Genomic DNA, 15,047 nt, shown 5'->3' on the forward strand with positions numbered 1-15,047 from the left:
ATGCAGGGGCAGCGGGGGCGGGCGAATCGGGGCTCACGAAATCGATGTCTTCCGTCGGGGGCAGGGGACGAGCGGGCCTCCAGGGAGAGGCACCGCTCGGTTCCGTGAGCGCAGCATGTGCGAACATCACGAATTCATAAAGGATAACCACGGCCGGCGGGATCCGGCCAGAGCCCGCCGCGCACAGGCGTGATCGGGGCACGGCACGCGGCGAGCCCCGACGGGATCCTGCGCTGATCCACCTGCCGACGCACGGAATCCGTGTCGGCCCGACGCGGGAGAGCGGTTACACCTCGTCCGCGCGCAAACGGCGCAGCAGATCCTCCAGCTCGGCGAAGAGGGGCTCCGGCGCCGCGATCAGCAGCCCGGAGCCGAAGGGGGCGCCGTCGAGTCCTGCGACCCGCGCGCCCGCCTCCTCGGCGATGAGGGCGCCGGCGGCGAGGTCCCACGGGTTCAGGCCGCGCTCGTAGTACGCGTTCAGCTGCCCGGTGGCCACCGAGCACAGGTCGAGCGCCGCCGAGCCGATGCGGCGGATGTCGCGGACCGAGCCCAGAAGCTCCTGCACCACGGCGCCCTGGCGCATCCGGCGGCCGGCGTCGTAGCCGAAGCCGGTGCCGACCAGCGCGAGCGAGAGGGAGGAGGGAGCCGAGACCTGCAGGGCGACGCCGTCCCGCTCGGCTCCCCCGCCTCGGCTGGCCGTGGTGACCTCGCCCGTCGCTCCGTTCACGACCGCGCCGGCGAGCGCGGTCCAGGTCGCGGGATCCGGCTCCCCCTCCACCACCGCGATGCTGACCGCGTAGGACGGGATGCCGTAGAGGTAGTTGACGGTCCCGTCGATCGGATCGACGACCCAGGTCAGGCCGCTCGTGCCGCCCCCCGAACCCGACTCCTCGCCGAGGAAGCCGTCGTCCGGTCGCGCCTCGGCCAGGCGCCGGCGGATCAGCTGCTCGACCTCCCGGTCCGCTGCTGTCACCACGTCCTCCGGGGACGACTTCGACGCGGCGATCTCGACACCGTCCTGCCGCCGCTGGCGGGCGAGGTGCGCCGCCTCGACGGCGATCGAGCGGGCGATGGCGAGGAGGGGGGCGTTGTCGCTCATGGCCCCAGCCTAGGGATCGGGCCCATCATGGGGGGATGAGCACCCCGATCGCCCTCACCGGAGCCACCGGAGCCGTGGGCGGCCGCGTCGCGCGCGAGCTCGCCGACGCCGGTCACGCCCTCCGCCTGCTGGTCCGCGACCCGTCCCGCGCGCCCGAGCTCCCCGGGGCGGAGGTGGTGCGCTCCTCCTTCGCCGACGCGGGCGACTCGCTCGAGGGGGTGCGCCTCCTCCTGATGGTCTCCGCCTCCGAGAACGAGGAGCGCCGCGCCGAGCACCTCGCGTTCGTCGACGCGGCCGCCGCCGCGGGCGTCGAGCACGTCGTCTACACCTCCTTCGCCGGAGCCGCACCCGACGCGGTCTTCACCCTCGCCCGCGACCACGCGGCCACCGAGGACGCGATCCGCCGCTCCGGCATGGGCTGGACGTTCCTCCGCGACAACCTCTACCTCGACTTCCTGCCCGCGATGCTCGGCGAGGACGGCGCGATCCGCGGACCCGCGGGATCGGGCCGTGCCGCCGTCGTCGCGCGCGAGGACGTGGCCCGCTCGGCCGCCGCTGTCCTCCGGTCCCCCGCAGAGCACCGCGGAGCCGCCTACGAGCTGACCGGACCCGAAGCGCTCACCCTCGACGAGGTCGCGGCGACCCTGACGGCGGCAGGACGTCCCGCCGTGTTCGTCGACGAGACCCTCGAGGAGGCGTACGCCTCGCGCCGCCGCTGGAACGCGCCGGACTGGCAGCTGGACGCCTGGGTCAGCACCTACTCCGCGATCGCCGCCGGGCAGCTGGAGCACGTCTCGGGCGACGTCGAGCGGCTGACCGGACGGCCGCCGCTCTCCCTCGCGGGGTTCCTGGAGCAGGAGGCGCGGGGCTGAGGCGGCGGCGCAGGCCGAGGTGACGGCGCGCGGGGTGCGGCGGCAGGAAGGACCGCCCCCCCGAGGATCCGCCGGACCGGTGCCGCCCCGGACCGGTGCTGCCCCGACATGCGGAACGCCCCGCGCATCTGATGATGCCGGGGCGTCTGCTGGGTGCTCCTGCTCGGTGGCGAGTGAGGGATTCGAACCCCCGAAGGCTACGCCGTCTGATTTACAGTCAGATCCCTTTGGCCGCTAGGGTAACTCGCCGTGGCGCACCCGACCGTGTGTTCACAACCGGAGGCGCTCAGCAAGGATACCCACGCGACCGGCGGATCGGAAATCGGTGCCGCGAGGGCTCAGTCCGCCTCCGCCGCGTAGCGGGACGCCGCCTCCGCGACCTTCCCCGCATAGCTCCCGGCCGGGTTGTAGGCCGCGATCGCCGCCCGCCAGCCCGACTCCGTCGAGAGGTCGCCGCCGGCGTCGCAGAGGTACCGGGCGGCGGTCACCGCCTGCTGGTCCACGTTCTGCGGATCCCATCCGCTCGACGCCCACGCCATCCAGGTCGCCGGGATGATCTGCAGCGGACCCATCGCCCGGTCGACCTCGGCGTCGCCGTCCAGAGCCCCGCCGTCGTTGTCGGGGACCCGGTCGAAGCGCGTGCCGTCCAGGCGGGGGCCGTAGATCGCCTCCGTCGGCCGCCCGTCCTCGCCCAGCTCGCCGCCGTCGATCGTGCCGTGCCTGCTCTCGACGTAGCCGATGCCGGCCAGGGTCGCCCAGTCGAGGCGGCAGTCGGGGTCGACCGACGCCGTGAGGAGGGCCGTGCCCGCGTAGGCGGTGAGCGCGCGCAGCGGGATGCCGCTCCCTTCGGACGCCGTGCCCAGCCACGCCTCGTCGGCGAGCAGCCGCACGGGCGTCGCCGCGGCCTGCTCGGGATCCTCCAGCACGACGGGGTCGGCCGCGACGGGAGCGGTCGCCGCGGGAGGAACGGTGGACAGGCCCTCCTCGACCGTCAGCGCGGGCGGCCGCTGACCGCAGCCGGCGAGGAGGAGGCCTGCGAGCGGGACGAGGACGAGAACGGGGAGGCGGCGCACTCCTCAGAGGTACCAGCCGCGCCTGGGGCCGGGCTCCGCCACGCCTGAAAGCTAAACTCGGAGCCATGGCAGATTCAACGTTCGACGTCGTCAGCAAGATCGACAAGATGGAGGCGGACAACGCCCTGAACCAGGCCCACAAGGAGGTCGAGCAGCGCTACGACTTCAAGAACGTCGGCGCCTCGATCGCCTGGAGCGGCGAGAAGATCCTGATCAAGGCCAACACCGAGGAGCGGGCGAACGCCATCCTCGACGTCTTCCAGTCGAAGCTGATCAAGCGCGGCATCAGCCTCAAGAGCCTCGACGCGGGCGAGCCCTTCGCCTCCGGCAAGGAGTACCGGATCGAGGCCACCCTCAAGGAGGGCATCGACCAGGAGCACGCGAAGAAGATCAACAAGCTCATCCGCGACGAGGCCCCGAAAACGGTCAAGTCGCAGATCCAGGGCGACGAGCTCCGCGTGTCCTCGAAGAGCCGCGACGACCTCCAGGCGACCATGGCGCTCCTGCGCGGGGCCGACCTCGAGCTCGACCTCCAGTTCGTCAACTTCCGCTGAGGGATGGCGCACTCGGGAGCACGCGCGTGACCGCCGGCATCGACGAGCCCGACCGGCGGGGCCGCTCCGGACTCGACCGGGAGGGCCTCGACCTCGTCGGGAACCCCGACGTGGTCGTGAAGGAGGTCACCCTCCTCTCGAGCGACTGGTACGTCCTCCGCACCACTCGCTTCGACTACCGGCACCGCGACGGCAGCTGGACCACCGAGCAGCGCGAGACGTACGACCGGGGGAACGGTGCGGCGGTCCTGCTCTACGACGCCGAGGCGCGCACCGTCGTCCTGATCCGGCAGTTCCGCTACCCCGCGTACGTGAACGGCGACATCGACGGGATGCTCCTCGAAGTCCCCGCCGGCCTCCTGGACGAGGACGGGCCCGAGGAGGGCGCCCGCCGCGAGGCGTCCGAGGAGACGGGACTCGAGGTCGGCCGGCTCGAGCACGTGTTCGACGCGTTCATGAGCCCCGGCTCGGTCACCGAGAAGCTGCACTTCTACGCCGGGCGCTACCGCGCGGGCACGCGCAGCGGAGCATTCGCCGGACTCGCCGACGAGGGCGAGGACATCGAGGTCCTCGAGCTCTCGTTCGACGAGGCGCTGACCCAGATCGGCGTGCAGATCGTCGACGCGAAGACGATCATGCTCCTGCAGTGGGCGGCCCTGTCCGGCCCGTTCTCGCGCTGACCCTCGGGCGTCGCCGCTCCGGGTGCGTCAGCGCGCGTACTCGGCGAGGGCGCGTCCGGTCAGCGTGTCCGCCGCCGCGAGCCCGACCGGAGTCCCCTCGAAGACGATCGTCCCTCCGTCGTGCCCGGCACCGGGCCCCACGTCGATGATCCAGTCGGCGTGGGCCATCAGGGCGCGGTGGTGCTCGATCACCACGACGGAGTTCCCGGAGTCGACCAGCCGGTCGAGCAGGCCGAGCAGCGTGTCGATGTCCGCGAGGTGCAGACCCGTCGTCGGCTCGTCGAGCAGGTAGACGGATCCGGCCGAGGCCATGTTGATCGCGAGCTTGAGGCGCTGGCGCTCGCCCCCGGACAGCGTGTTCAACGGCTGTCCGAGGGTGAGGTAGCCGAGACCGACGTCGACGAGTCGGGCGAGCACCGTGTGCGCCGGTCCGGTCGCGAAGAACTCCGCGGCGTCGACGATCGGCATCGAGAGCACCTCGTGGATGTTCCTCCCGCGGAGGCGGTACTCGAGCACCTCCGCGGTGAACCGCTTGCCGTCGCACTCCTCGCAGACCGACGAGACGGTCGCGGCGGGGCCCAGCTCGGTGAAGATCATCCCGGCACCCTTGCAGACGGGGCAGGCGCCCGCCGAGTTGGCGCTGAAGAGCGCCGGTCGCACGCCGTTCGCCTTCGCGAAGGCCGCACGGATAGCATCGAGGACCCCGGTGTAGGTCGCCGGATTGCTGCGCCGCGAGCCGCGGATCGGCGACTGGTCGGCCACCACCACGCCGGGCCGACCCGCGAGCGAGCCGTGCAGGAGCGACGACTTGCCCGAGCCGGCGACTCCGGTGACGACGGTCAGCACGCCGAGCGGGACGTCCACGTCGACGCCGCGGAGATTGTGCGTGGAGGCTCCGCGGATCTCGACCGCCCCGGTCGGACGGCGCACGGCCTCCTTCAGCGGGACACGGTGACCGAGATGGCGGCCCGTCAGAGTGTCGGACGTGCGCAGCTGCGCCACCGTCCCCTCGAACCGCAGCTCGCCGCCGTGCGCGCCGGCCCTCGGACCGAGATCGACCACGTGATCGGCGATCTCGATGATCTCCGGCTTGTGCTCGACGACCAGGACGGTGTTGCCCTTGTCTCGCAGGCGGCGCAGAAGCTCGATCATCCGCGAGACGTCGTGCGGATGCAGCCCCGCCGTCGGCTCGTCGAAGACGTACGTGACATCCGTGAGGCTCGACCCCAGATGCCGCACCATCTTGACCCGCTGCGCCTCACCACCCGAGAGGGTGCCCGACTCCCGATCGAGCGACAGATAGCCGAGGCCGACCTGGACGAGGGCGTCGAGTGTCCCGAGGAGGGTCTCGACGATCGGAGCGACGGACGGCGCCTGCAGTCCACGGAGCCACGCGGCGAGGTCGGTCGCCTGCAGCGCGGCGCACTCGGCGATGTTCCGCCCCTCGATGCGCGACTCCAACGCCGCCCGGGTGAGCCGCCCGCCTCCGCACTCGGGACAGGCGGCGAACGTGGCCACCCGCTCGGCGAAGGCGCGGATGTGCGGCTGCGCCGCCTCCTTCGCCAGGTAGAGGCGGGTGACCTTCACGAGGAGGCCCTCGTAGGTCATCGTCATCCCGGCGATGGCCATCTTGGTGGCGGGACGGTGGAGGAACGCGTCCATCTGCTCGGGCGTGAAGTCCGCGATCGGGACATCGGCCGGATACAGGCCCGACTCGGCGAGGCCCTTCCAGTACCAGCCGCCGACGACGAAGTTCGGGATCGCGTCGAGAGCACCGCCCTCGAGCGACTTCGAGCGGTCGATCAGCGCGTCGAGGTCGATGCTCGACACGCGGCCCGTCCCCTCGCACCGGGGGCACATCCCCTCCGGCAGGTTGAAGGAGAACGCACCGCTCGTGCCCGCGTGCGGGTCGCCGATCCGGCTGAAGAGGATCCGGAGCATCGTGTACGCGTCGGTCGCCGTGCCGACCGTGGACCGGCCGTTCGACCCCATCCGCTCCTGGTCGACGACGATCGTGGCCGACAGCCCGTCGAGCGACTCCACGTCCGGGCGGGCGGGCGACCCCATGAACTGCTGCACGAAGGCGGAGTAGGTCTCGTTGATGAGGCGCTGGGACTCGGCCGCGATGGTGCCGAAGACGAGAGACGACTTACCGGAGCCCGAGACCCCGGTGAACACGGTGATCCTCCGCTTCGGGATGTCGACGTCGACCCCCCGGAGATTGTTCTGGCGCGCACCGCGCACCCGGATGACGTCGTGGGGCGCGGGCGTGGTCATGCTGTCTCCGTCCAGAGCGGTGCCCGAAGCCTAGAGGAGGCGCGCGGCGTCCGCGCCGGAACGACGAACGGCCCTCCGAAGTGCATCGGAGGGCCGTTCGGAGAGCTCGCGTCAGAGCGCGGCCGGCTCCGCCCGCGAGATCGCGATCATGTCCTCACGGGGAACGACCTTCACACGCGCACGGCCCTCGGGCTCGCCGAGCGCCATCTCGTGCTCGTCCAGCCGGTGCCAGCCGTCGAGATCCGTGTAGGCGATCTCCCGCTCCTCGAGCAGCGCGACCACGGCAGCCTCCTCGGGGTGCTCGGGCGTCCACCACGACGCCTGATCGTTGAGCACGTGCGCGACCGTCTCCATGGCATCGGACTTGGTGTGCCCGATGAGGCCCACCGGTCCGCGCTTGATCCAGCCGGTCGCGTAGACGCCGTGGACCTGCTGGTCCTCGTCGTCCAGGACCTGGCCCTCACGGTTCGGGATCACACCTCGCATCTCGTCGAACGGGAGGCCGTCGAGCGGTGAGCCGAAGTAGCCGACCGCGCGGTACACGGCCTGCACGGGGACCTCGCGGATCTCACCCGTGCCGCGCACTCCACCCTCGCCGTCCGGCTCGGTGCGCTCGTACCGGATCGCGCCGACCCGACCGGATCCGTCGTCCACGAACTCGAGAGGCTTCGCCCAGAAGTGCAGGTGCAGGCGGCGCGAGGCGCCCCCGACCTCGCGGGTGCGCCACTGGTTGAGCACCCGGTTGATGACCATGACCTGCTTGTTGGTCGCGATGGCGGCCTCCGAAGCGGGATCGAGGTCGAAGTCCTCGTCGGCGACGATCATGTCCACGTCGCGCAGCTCGCCCAGCTCGCGCAGCTCCAGCGGAGTGAACTTCACCTGAGCGGGACCACGGCGCCCGAAGACGTGCACGTCGGTGACGGGAGACGCCTTGAGCCCCTCGTAGACGTTCGGCGGGACCTCGGTGGGCAGGAGGTCCTCGGCGTGCTTCGCCAGCATCCGCGAGACGTCGAGCGCCACGTTGCCGTTGCCGATGACGGCGACGGAGGAGGCCTCCAACGGCCAGGTTCGCGGCACGTCGGGGTGGCCGTCGAACCAGCTGACGAAGTCGGCCGCGCCGTAGGAGCCCTCGAGCTCGACGCCGGGGACGACGAGCGGAGCGTCGCGGACGGCGCCGGTCGCGAAGATCACGGCGTGGTAGTGCCGCTTGAGATCCTCGAGCGTGATGTCGGTCCCGAAGTGCACGTTGCCGAAGATACGGATGTCGCCCCGGTCGAGCACCTCCCGCAGCGCGGTGATGATCCCCTTGATGCGCGGGTGATCGGGCGCGACTCCGTAGCGGACCAGGCCGTAGGGAGCGGGCAGGTGCTCGAACAGATCGATCGAGACGTCGTACTTCTTCTCGGCCTTGATCATGAGGTCGGCGGCGTAGATGCCCGCGGGACCCGCGCCGACGATGGCCAGCCTGAGCTTGGTCATTGCGTTCCTCCTGCCGGGGCGCCGCAGCGCACAACCGGTCTCATTCCTGCGGCGCAGGGCGCGCCGCGACGATCGGGGTCAGCCGTTGCGCTCGACGACGGTGTCGGCGAAGCGCGTCAGCGCCTTGCGGACGGAGCCGTCGGGCAGCGGAGCGAGGGCGGCGACGGCCTCGTCGGCCCAGCGGTGGGCCTCGGAGAGGGTCTGCGCAGTGACGTCGTGATCGCGCAGCTGAGCGATGGCGTCCGAGATGTCGGCGCTCTGCTCCTCCGTGTGCGCGATGGCGTCGTTCGAACGGCTCACGTAGCTCTCGATGCGGGCGAGGAGAGCCGCCGCCTCCCTGTCGGACGAGGCGCGCTCCCGCAGACGCAGGATCGGCAGCGTCGACACACCGGCGCGGATGTCCGTGCCGGGGTTCTTGCCGGTCTCCTCCGGCTGGGGCGAAAGGTCGATGACGTCGTCGACGATCTGGAAGGCGACGCCGATCTTCTCACCGAAGACGCGCATGGCCTCCTCGTACTCCTCCGGAGCCTCCGAGAACGCGACGCCCGTGCGGCCCGCCGCGGCGATCAGCGACCCGGTCTTGTCGGCCAGGACCGACAGGTAGTGCTCGACCGGGTCCTCGCCGTCGGTCGGGCCGACCGTCTCGTGCAGCTGCCCGAGGACGAGCCGCTCGAACGTGTCGGCCTGGAGCCGGATCGCCTTGTCGCCGAGCTCGACCATCAGCTGGTTCGCGCGGGCGAAGAGCAGATCGCCCGTCAAGATGGCCACGTTGTTGCCCCACACGGTCTGGGCCGACGGGACGCCGCGGCGCTTCTCCGCCTCGTCCATGACGTCGTCATGGTAGAGCGACGCGAGATGCGTGATCTCGATCGCCTGCGCACCGAGCAGGACCTGCGGCGTGTTGCCGCGGCCGAGCGACGCGGCCAGGAGGGTGAGCATCGGGCGGACGCGCTTCCCGCCCGCCTCGAGGAGGTACCGGGTGGAGACGTCGGCCACGGCGTCCGCGAAGGACAGCTGCCGGACGAGACCCTCCTCGACCTGCTCCAGTCCCGCGTCTATCGTGCGGGCGAGAGCCCGGTCCGACGAGGAGGAGAAGATGCGCTCGGAGAGGCCGAGCTGCGCCGTCAGAGACGGGCTGCGACGAGCGACGGGCGCAGTGGCGTTCACAGGGAGACCCTAACGTCTCGGCCTGTGCGGACCCCGGTGGTCATCGGGTCGCCGCGATCGGCTTGACGCCGCGGTGCAGCGCCACGATGCCCGCGGTCAGATCGCGGTAGGCCACGCGCTCGAAGCCCGCGGCGCGGAGCCAGGCGGCGACGACGCTCTGCGCCGGCCAGGCCCGGATGGAATCGCCGAGATAGTCGTACGCGGGATTGTTCGACGACGCGAGCCGCACGACGGCGGGCATGACGGTCGACAGGTAGAAGTCGTACGCGGCGGCCAGCGGGGCGATCGGCGGAGTCGAGAACTCGCAGATCACGACCCGGCCGCCCGGCTTCAGCACACGCAGGAACTCGGCGAGCGCCGTCCTGGGCTCGGCCACGTTGCGCAGACCGAACGAGATGGTCACGGCGTCGAACGACTCGTCCTCGAACGGGAGGTCCATCGCGTCGGCCTGGACGAACTCGATCCGGTCGTTGCCCGCCTGACGGCGTCGGCCGACGGCGATCATCCCCGGGGAGAAGTCGGCTGCGACGACCTGGGCACCCGACCGCGCCAGCGACGCGCTCGACGTGCCGGTGCCGGCCGCGATGTCGAGGATGCGCTCACCGGGAGCAGGGTTCACGGCGCGAGTCGTCGCGATCCGCCAGAGCCGGTCGTTCCCCACCGAGAGGAGTCCGTTCACCAGGTCGTAGGCGGGAGCCACAGTGTCGAACATCGAGGCGACCTCGTCGGGCCGTTTGGTGAGGTCTGCCTTCGTCACGATCCGCAAGTCTACGGCGAGACGCGGGACGGCGGCTGTGCATCCGCCGTCCCGCGCCCGGTCGGCGCGCTCCCCCTGGGGAAGCGCCGGGGCCGCCCCGCTCCGCCTCGCGCGGCGGCGCCGGACCGGATCACGGTAGCAACGGAGCCCAGCGCCCCGAGCCCCGCGGCGTGGGACGTCCCACCTTCTGGCGCGGGCGTACCCTGCTGAGGTGACGCTCATCGGCGCTGGAACCCCCCTGCTGCGTGCGGAGACGACTCCTCTGGACTCTCCGCAGTCGCTCCTCTCCCACTCCGACCCGCGACTGCCCCTCCTCTGGCAGCGCGACGGCGCCGGCCTCAGCGGACGCGGCGAGGCCCTGCGGCTCGAGTTCTCGGGGCCGGAACGGCTGCGGGACGCGGCGGCGGCGTGGCGTCGGCTCTGCGACGCGGCGACGGTGGACGACCGGGTCGGACTGCCCGGGACGGGGCTGGTCGCGTTCGGGACCTTCGCTTTCTCGAGCCGATCCGAGGCGACGAGCGTGCTGATCGTGCCGCGGACCGTGATCGGGACGCGCGACGGCCGGTCGTGGCTGACGCGGATCACGATCAGCGAGTCGGAGGGACCGGAGACGCCGGGCGAGGAGCCGCTGGGAGCGGAGTACCACGTGCCGCTCTCGCCGGGTGCTCTGTCGCCGGACGGGTACCGCGAGGCGGTGGCCGCAGGCGTGGAGGCGATCCGGGCGGGAAAGCTGTCCAAGGTCGTGATCGCGCGCGATCTGCAGGGGCGGCTTCCTCCGGGCGCGGACCTGCGTCGGATGCTGGGTGCGCTCACCGAGCGCTACCCGGACTGCTGGGGCTTCGCCGTGGACGGATTCCTCGGCGCCAGTCCGGAGACGCTGGTCGCGGTCGATCGGGGCGAGATCTCGGCGAGGGTGCTCGCGGGCACAGCTGCCCGAGGAGAGGACCCGCTCGCCGACGCCCAGGTGGAGACCGCTCTGCTCGCGAGCCCGAAGGACCGCTCGGAGCACGCTTTCGCTCTCGCCAGCCTGGTCCGGGAGCTCGAGCCCCACACGCGGAAGCTGACGGCCGGCGTCGCCCCGTTCACGCTCCGCCTGCCGAACCTCTGGCACCTCGCGACGGACGTGCGAGGGATTCTGGACGACTCCTCCAGTGCGCTCGATCTCGTCGACGCTCTGCATCCGACCGCGGCAGTGGCCGGCACTCCGACCGCCGACGCCCTCGCGCTCATCGAGCACCTGGAGCCCTTCGACCGCGGTCGGTACGCAGGACCCGTCGGCTGGATCGACGGCAACGGCGACGGCGAGTGGGCCGTCGGCCTCCGGAGCGCCGAGGTCACGGCCGAGGGCGCGGTCACGGCCTGGGCGGGCGCCGGCATCGTGGCCGACAGCGTGCCCGACTCCGAGCTCGCCGAGACCCGGATGAAGTTCCGGCCGATCACCGACGCGCTCGCCTGACGTACGTCGGGAGTCGCTGAGGCCGTCGACCACCCGGCCGCTGTCCCGCCGCTGCCTAGCCCGCCGGGTCTCCGTCGAGCCGGGGCACGACCGGCCGTCGTCCTGCGCCCTCCGGCGGACGCCCGGGCAGCGCCGGCGGTCGGGTCGTCACGCGTCGGCCCGTCGGTGTGGTCCAGTCCGCTGTGCCGTCCGGATGGAGCAGATACGTCCACCGGTCGCCGTGGCGCACGTGGTGGTGGGCGACGCACAGTGAGGCGAGGTTCTCGGGTGCCGTCTCTCCCCCGTTGCGCCATTCGACGCTGTGGTCGGTCTCCGTCGAGGACGCCGGCCGGGTGCAGCCCGGGAAGCGGCAGGTCTGGTCGCGGAGGCGGACCAGCAGCCTCATTCTCGGCGGCGGGAGGCGGTGGCGGCGCCCGACGGAGACGACCGCTCCGGTCTCCTCGTCGGTCAGCACCGGGGTGAAGGCGGCGTCGTCGTCGATCAGCGCTCGCACCGCCTCGGCGGGGATCGGCCCGTAGCCGTCGAGTTCAGCGGCCGCCTCGTCGTCGCCCGCGGCGGTGCTCGCCGCTACGGTGACTCTCACCTCGGCCCGCGGCCCCGTCGAGGGCGCCGCGGCTCCCTCCGGAGTGGTCCCCGCCACGTCCCCGTGGCAGAGCAGGTCGGTCCACGCGTCGGCGCGGAGTTGCGCCAGCGTCCGCAGATCGCGCTCCCCTTGGCCGCCGTCGCGCAGATCTCTCGCGATGCGGTCGAGCCGGGCGAGTGCTCCGACGGCCTGAGGCGCGGGGACGTGCGCGCAGACCGTCGCCATGCCGTCGATCCCGGCCGTCAGCCACACCCGGCGGTCCTCCCGGGCGCGAGCGTGTCGCTCCATGAGGGGTTCGTCGTGCAGCTCCTCCCGCACCCGCGCGAGGGCGTGGCGCAGCTGCCCCGGGGTCAGCGTCTCGGCGAGGTCGACGGCCCGGTCGTCGTAGGCCGCGCGCGCCGCTGCCGGGAGGGTCGCCGCGACGGAGCAGATGAGCTGGCCGGCCTCCCAGCGCATCCTGGCGTGGGCGAGCGCGGCACGGGTCCGCGGCAGCTCCTCCATCAGGAGCGAGGCGTGCAGCAGCTCCCTGGCGGCGGTGCGCTCGGAGATCCCGAGGGCGACGGCGAATTCGGCTCGGATCGACCGGTCGACGAGGTCCGTCGCATCCTCGTCGCGCGCCGAGGAGCCTCGGGCGAACGCCTCGGGACAGGTCAGCGCTGTGCGGTGTCCCGCGTGCAGCGCCTCCGCCGCGGACAGGAGCACCGGGGAGGCGCTCCTCGCGAGCGCCGCCGCCCGGTCGCCGAGGGCGAGGACTTCTCCTCGCACGGTCTCCGCATCAGCCATGCCTCCAGCGAAGCAGCAGCAGACGGGCTCCGGAGCTCGAACGAGGCGTCCCGGGGAGAACCGCGCCCGAGGACGACCTGTGGAGGACCGTCCGACCGGACCCGTGCGGACTCAGCGCTCGAGCCGGATCTCCACGATGCCCGGCCCGTCGCCCGGCGAGGTCAGCGCCTGCTCCAGCTCGCCGCGCGTCGCCGCACGGCGGTGGCCCCACCCGTAGGCGCGCGCGAGAGCCTCCAGGTCGGCGTTCTGCGGAGTGAACTGCACGCGGTCGAACGCGTCGGGATGCGAGCTCGACGCGACCTCGAGCCCGTCGAAGATCGTGCCGCCCCCGTCGTTCACCACGACGAGCTGCACGCGCGGTCGCCGCTCACCGGGCGGGAGGAGGAGGCCGCCGGCCTCGTGGAGCAGAGTGAGGTCGCCGAGGACCGCGCGGGTGACGCCGCCCGCTCCCTGCTCGGTGGCCTGCGAGGCCACCGCGATGCCGAGCGCGGTCGAGATCGTGCCGTCGATGCCGGCGAGGCCGCGGTTCGCCAGAACGGAGATGCGCTTGCCCGGCAGAGTCCCGTCGGCGACGCGGATCAGTCGCGAGGCTCCGAACAGGAGCCGGTCGTGCGGCCAGGTCACCTTCCAGACCGCGGCGACGACGAACTCCCGGGTGAGCGGTGCCCTGATCGCGGCGAGGGCGTTGCGCGCGTAGCCGCGGCGGTCCTCGACCGACATCGACCCCGCGTCGGGGACCTCGTCCAGCTCGTCGGGATCGACCGTCAGGGCGCGGCTCGCGGACACCCAGGATCCGGCCCAGGCGCGCTCGCCGCGCTCGGGACGCGGCGACCCCTCGGGGCGGACCACGTCGACGCCTCCGACGCGTCGGGCGCGCCGGCCGGGGTTGTAGAACTGCTCGCGCACGGGGTCGACGACGATCACCTCGACTCCCTCGCGCCGCAGCAGCTCGGGGACCTCGCGGGAGAGCGTCGGGTGGCCGAGCACGATCGCCCGGCGGATGCGTCCGCCGAAGTCCGGCTCGCCGAGCAGGCGCCGCCAGGCGACGACGAGCTGCGGCCCGAAGCGGGCGCCGGAGGAGACCTCGGCCAGCAGCGGCCAGTCTCCCGCGCGCGCGACGTCCTCGGCCTCCGCGCCCGCCTTGTCGCCGGCGATGACGACAGTGAGCGGCTCACCCGGCCCGGCGGTCACGACGGCACGCGGGGTCCCGGATCCGATCGCGGGCGACGAGACCGGTTCGATCCGCTCGATGTCCGGCAGAGCGGAGGAGAGCGGATCGCGGAAGGCGAGATTGAGGTGGACCGGCCCGCGTCGCGCGGCGGCGACGGCCCGATCGGCGAGCGCCCGCGCGTCCTCGGGCCGGGAGTCGTCGTCCGGAGCCGCCACGTCCTCGAACAGGCGCACGGCACGCCCGTACAGCTCGCGCTGCTCGGCCGTCTGGTTGGAGCGGATGCCGCGCAGCTCGTCGGGACGGTCGGCCGTGAGGACGATCATCGGCACGTCCGAGGCGTCCGCTTCGAGCACGGCCGGGTGCAGGTTCGCGGTCGCCGTGCCGGAGGTCGTGATCACGAGCGCCGGCATCCGGGATTCGAGGGCGAGGCCCAGCGCCAGGAACCCGGCGGAGCGCTCGTCGATCCGCACGTGCAGCCGGACGTCGCCGCGGGTCTCGAGCTCTGCCGCCACCAGGGCGAGCGCCTGCGAGCGGGAGCCCGGAGCGACGACGACGTCGCGGACGCCGAGCGCGACGAAGCGGGTGAGGAGGTCGACCGCGAATCGGGTGGAGGGGGCGACCGGCCTGTGCTCAGGCATCCCGGCGGCCGGGGCCGTCGGCCTCGCCCTGCTCGTCCATGTCGGCGAGGTCGCGCTCGAGCTGGGCGATGCGCTCGGCCTGCAGGCGCTCCTCCTCGGGGTCGCGCTCGGTGCGGAGCGTGCCGAGGAAGTCGGGGTCGTCATCCGGAGCGGTGTAGCGGCGGCCGGCGGCGCGCTGCTTGCGGGGCCGGCCGATCCAGAACCACAGTCCCGCACCGATGACGGGGAGGATGAGCACCACCAGGAGCCAGGACCACTTGGGGATCGCACGCACGGCGTGACGGTTGCTCATCGCGACGTCGATCACGGTGTAGACCGTGAAGACGGCGAGGGCCACGAGCAGGCCGATGACGAGGCGGATCATGGACACGAGTCTACGTCCGGCACCCTCGTCGGGGAGGGTCCGCACGGACGCTGGACAGGAGGCTCCCACGGTGCTCACGGAAGTGCGTGCAGGG

General features: G+C 72.4%; 13 protein-coding genes and 1 tRNA gene. 4 read left to right on the forward strand and 10 right to left on the reverse strand.

Annotated features, from left to right (window positions below; translation table 11 throughout):
• Positions 1–286: 286 nt before the first annotated feature.
• The gene (locus C5C24_RS06355; RefSeq protein WP_104276660.1) at positions 287–1,099 is read right to left on the reverse strand and encodes an inositol monophosphatase family protein; all 813 of its coding nucleotides are present in this window, start codon (positions 1,097–1,099) and stop codon (positions 287–289) included.
• 35 nt (positions 1,100–1,134) lie between these two features.
• Between C5C24_RS06355 and C5C24_RS06360 the strand changes: the two genes are divergently transcribed.
• Positions 1,135–1,971, forward strand: a complete 837-nt coding sequence (locus C5C24_RS06360; protein WP_104304565.1) for an SDR family oxidoreductase — start codon at positions 1,135–1,137, stop codon at positions 1,969–1,971.
• A 167-nt stretch (positions 1,972–2,138) separates the two neighbouring features.
• On the opposite strand, the gene C5C24_RS06365 is transcribed toward C5C24_RS06360, so the two are convergent.
• Both C5C24_RS06365 and C5C24_RS06370 read right to left on the reverse strand, forming a co-directional pair.
• Positions 2,139–2,220: transfer RNA gene (locus C5C24_RS06365), tRNA-Tyr, on the reverse strand.
• An 89-nt stretch (positions 2,221–2,309) separates the two neighbouring features.
• The gene (locus C5C24_RS06370) at positions 2,310–3,044 is read right to left on the reverse strand and encodes a hypothetical protein (protein WP_104304566.1); all 735 of its coding nucleotides are present in this window, start codon (positions 3,042–3,044) and stop codon (positions 2,310–2,312) included.
• Positions 3,045–3,109: 65 nt separating this feature from the next.
• On the opposite strand from C5C24_RS06370, the gene C5C24_RS06375 reads away from it, so the two are divergent.
• Together C5C24_RS06375 and C5C24_RS06380 are read left to right on the forward strand one after the other, a co-directional pair.
• Complete coding sequence (locus C5C24_RS06375; protein WP_104304567.1) at positions 3,110–3,598, forward strand: YajQ family cyclic di-GMP-binding protein; 489 nt, start codon at positions 3,110–3,112, stop codon at positions 3,596–3,598.
• Between the two features lie 26 nt (positions 3,599–3,624).
• The gene (locus C5C24_RS06380) at positions 3,625–4,278 is read left to right on the forward strand and encodes an NUDIX domain-containing protein (RefSeq protein WP_104276658.1); all 654 of its coding nucleotides are present in this window, start codon (positions 3,625–3,627) and stop codon (positions 4,276–4,278) included.
• 27 nt (positions 4,279–4,305) lie between these two features.
• Here the strand turns inward: C5C24_RS06380 and C5C24_RS06385 are convergent, their stop codons facing one another.
• From C5C24_RS06385 to ubiE, 4 genes are all read right to left on the reverse strand, one after another.
• On the reverse strand, positions 4,306–6,555 hold the full coding sequence (locus tag C5C24_RS06385) for an excinuclease ABC subunit UvrA (RefSeq protein ID WP_104304568.1): 2,250 nt from the start codon (positions 6,553–6,555) through the stop codon (positions 4,306–4,308).
• 111 nt (positions 6,556–6,666) lie between these two features.
• Positions 6,667–8,034, reverse strand: coding sequence for an FAD-dependent oxidoreductase (locus C5C24_RS06390; RefSeq protein ID WP_104276656.1), 1,368 nt, complete (start codon positions 8,032–8,034; stop codon positions 6,667–6,669).
• A gap of 78 nt (positions 8,035–8,112) precedes the next feature.
• Positions 8,113–9,201, reverse strand: a complete 1,089-nt coding sequence (locus C5C24_RS06395; protein ID WP_104276655.1) for a polyprenyl synthetase family protein — start codon at positions 9,199–9,201, stop codon at positions 8,113–8,115.
• A gap of 40 nt (positions 9,202–9,241) precedes the next feature.
• Positions 9,242–9,958: a bifunctional demethylmenaquinone methyltransferase/2-methoxy-6-polyprenyl-1,4-benzoquinol methylase UbiE gene (gene ubiE, locus C5C24_RS06400; RefSeq protein ID WP_258065067.1), complete on the reverse strand. Its 717-nt coding sequence runs from the start codon at positions 9,956–9,958 to the stop codon at positions 9,242–9,244.
• 211 nt (positions 9,959–10,169) lie between these two features.
• On the opposite strand from ubiE, the gene C5C24_RS06405 reads away from it, so the two are divergent.
• Positions 10,170–11,414, forward strand: coding sequence for an isochorismate synthase MenF (locus C5C24_RS06405; protein WP_374955322.1), 1,245 nt, complete (start codon positions 10,170–10,172; stop codon positions 11,412–11,414).
• A 55-nt stretch (positions 11,415–11,469) separates the two neighbouring features.
• On the opposite strand, the gene C5C24_RS06410 is transcribed toward C5C24_RS06405, so the two are convergent.
• From C5C24_RS06410 to C5C24_RS06420, 3 genes are all read right to left on the reverse strand, one after another.
• Positions 11,470–12,780, reverse strand: a complete 1,311-nt coding sequence (locus C5C24_RS06410; RefSeq protein ID WP_104304570.1) for an HNH endonuclease signature motif containing protein — start codon at positions 12,778–12,780, stop codon at positions 11,470–11,472.
• 111 nt (positions 12,781–12,891) lie between these two features.
• A complete protein-coding gene (menD, locus tag C5C24_RS06415) occupies positions 12,892–14,589 on the reverse strand; it encodes a 2-succinyl-5-enolpyruvyl-6-hydroxy-3-cyclohexene-1-carboxylic-acid synthase (protein WP_104304571.1) in 1,698 nt (565 codons plus the stop codon).
• The gene (locus C5C24_RS06420; protein WP_104225908.1) at positions 14,582–14,953 is read right to left on the reverse strand and encodes a PLD nuclease N-terminal domain-containing protein; all 372 of its coding nucleotides are present in this window, start codon (positions 14,951–14,953) and stop codon (positions 14,582–14,584) included. The genes menD and C5C24_RS06420 overlap by 8 nt, the downstream gene beginning before the upstream one ends.
• Positions 14,954–15,047 lie beyond the last annotated feature (94 nt).

Origin of the sequence: Rathayibacter sp. AY2B3, assembly GCF_002931755.1 — a bacterium.
In the GTDB taxonomy this organism is placed as follows: domain Bacteria; phylum Actinomycetota; class Actinomycetes; order Actinomycetales; family Microbacteriaceae; genus Rathayibacter.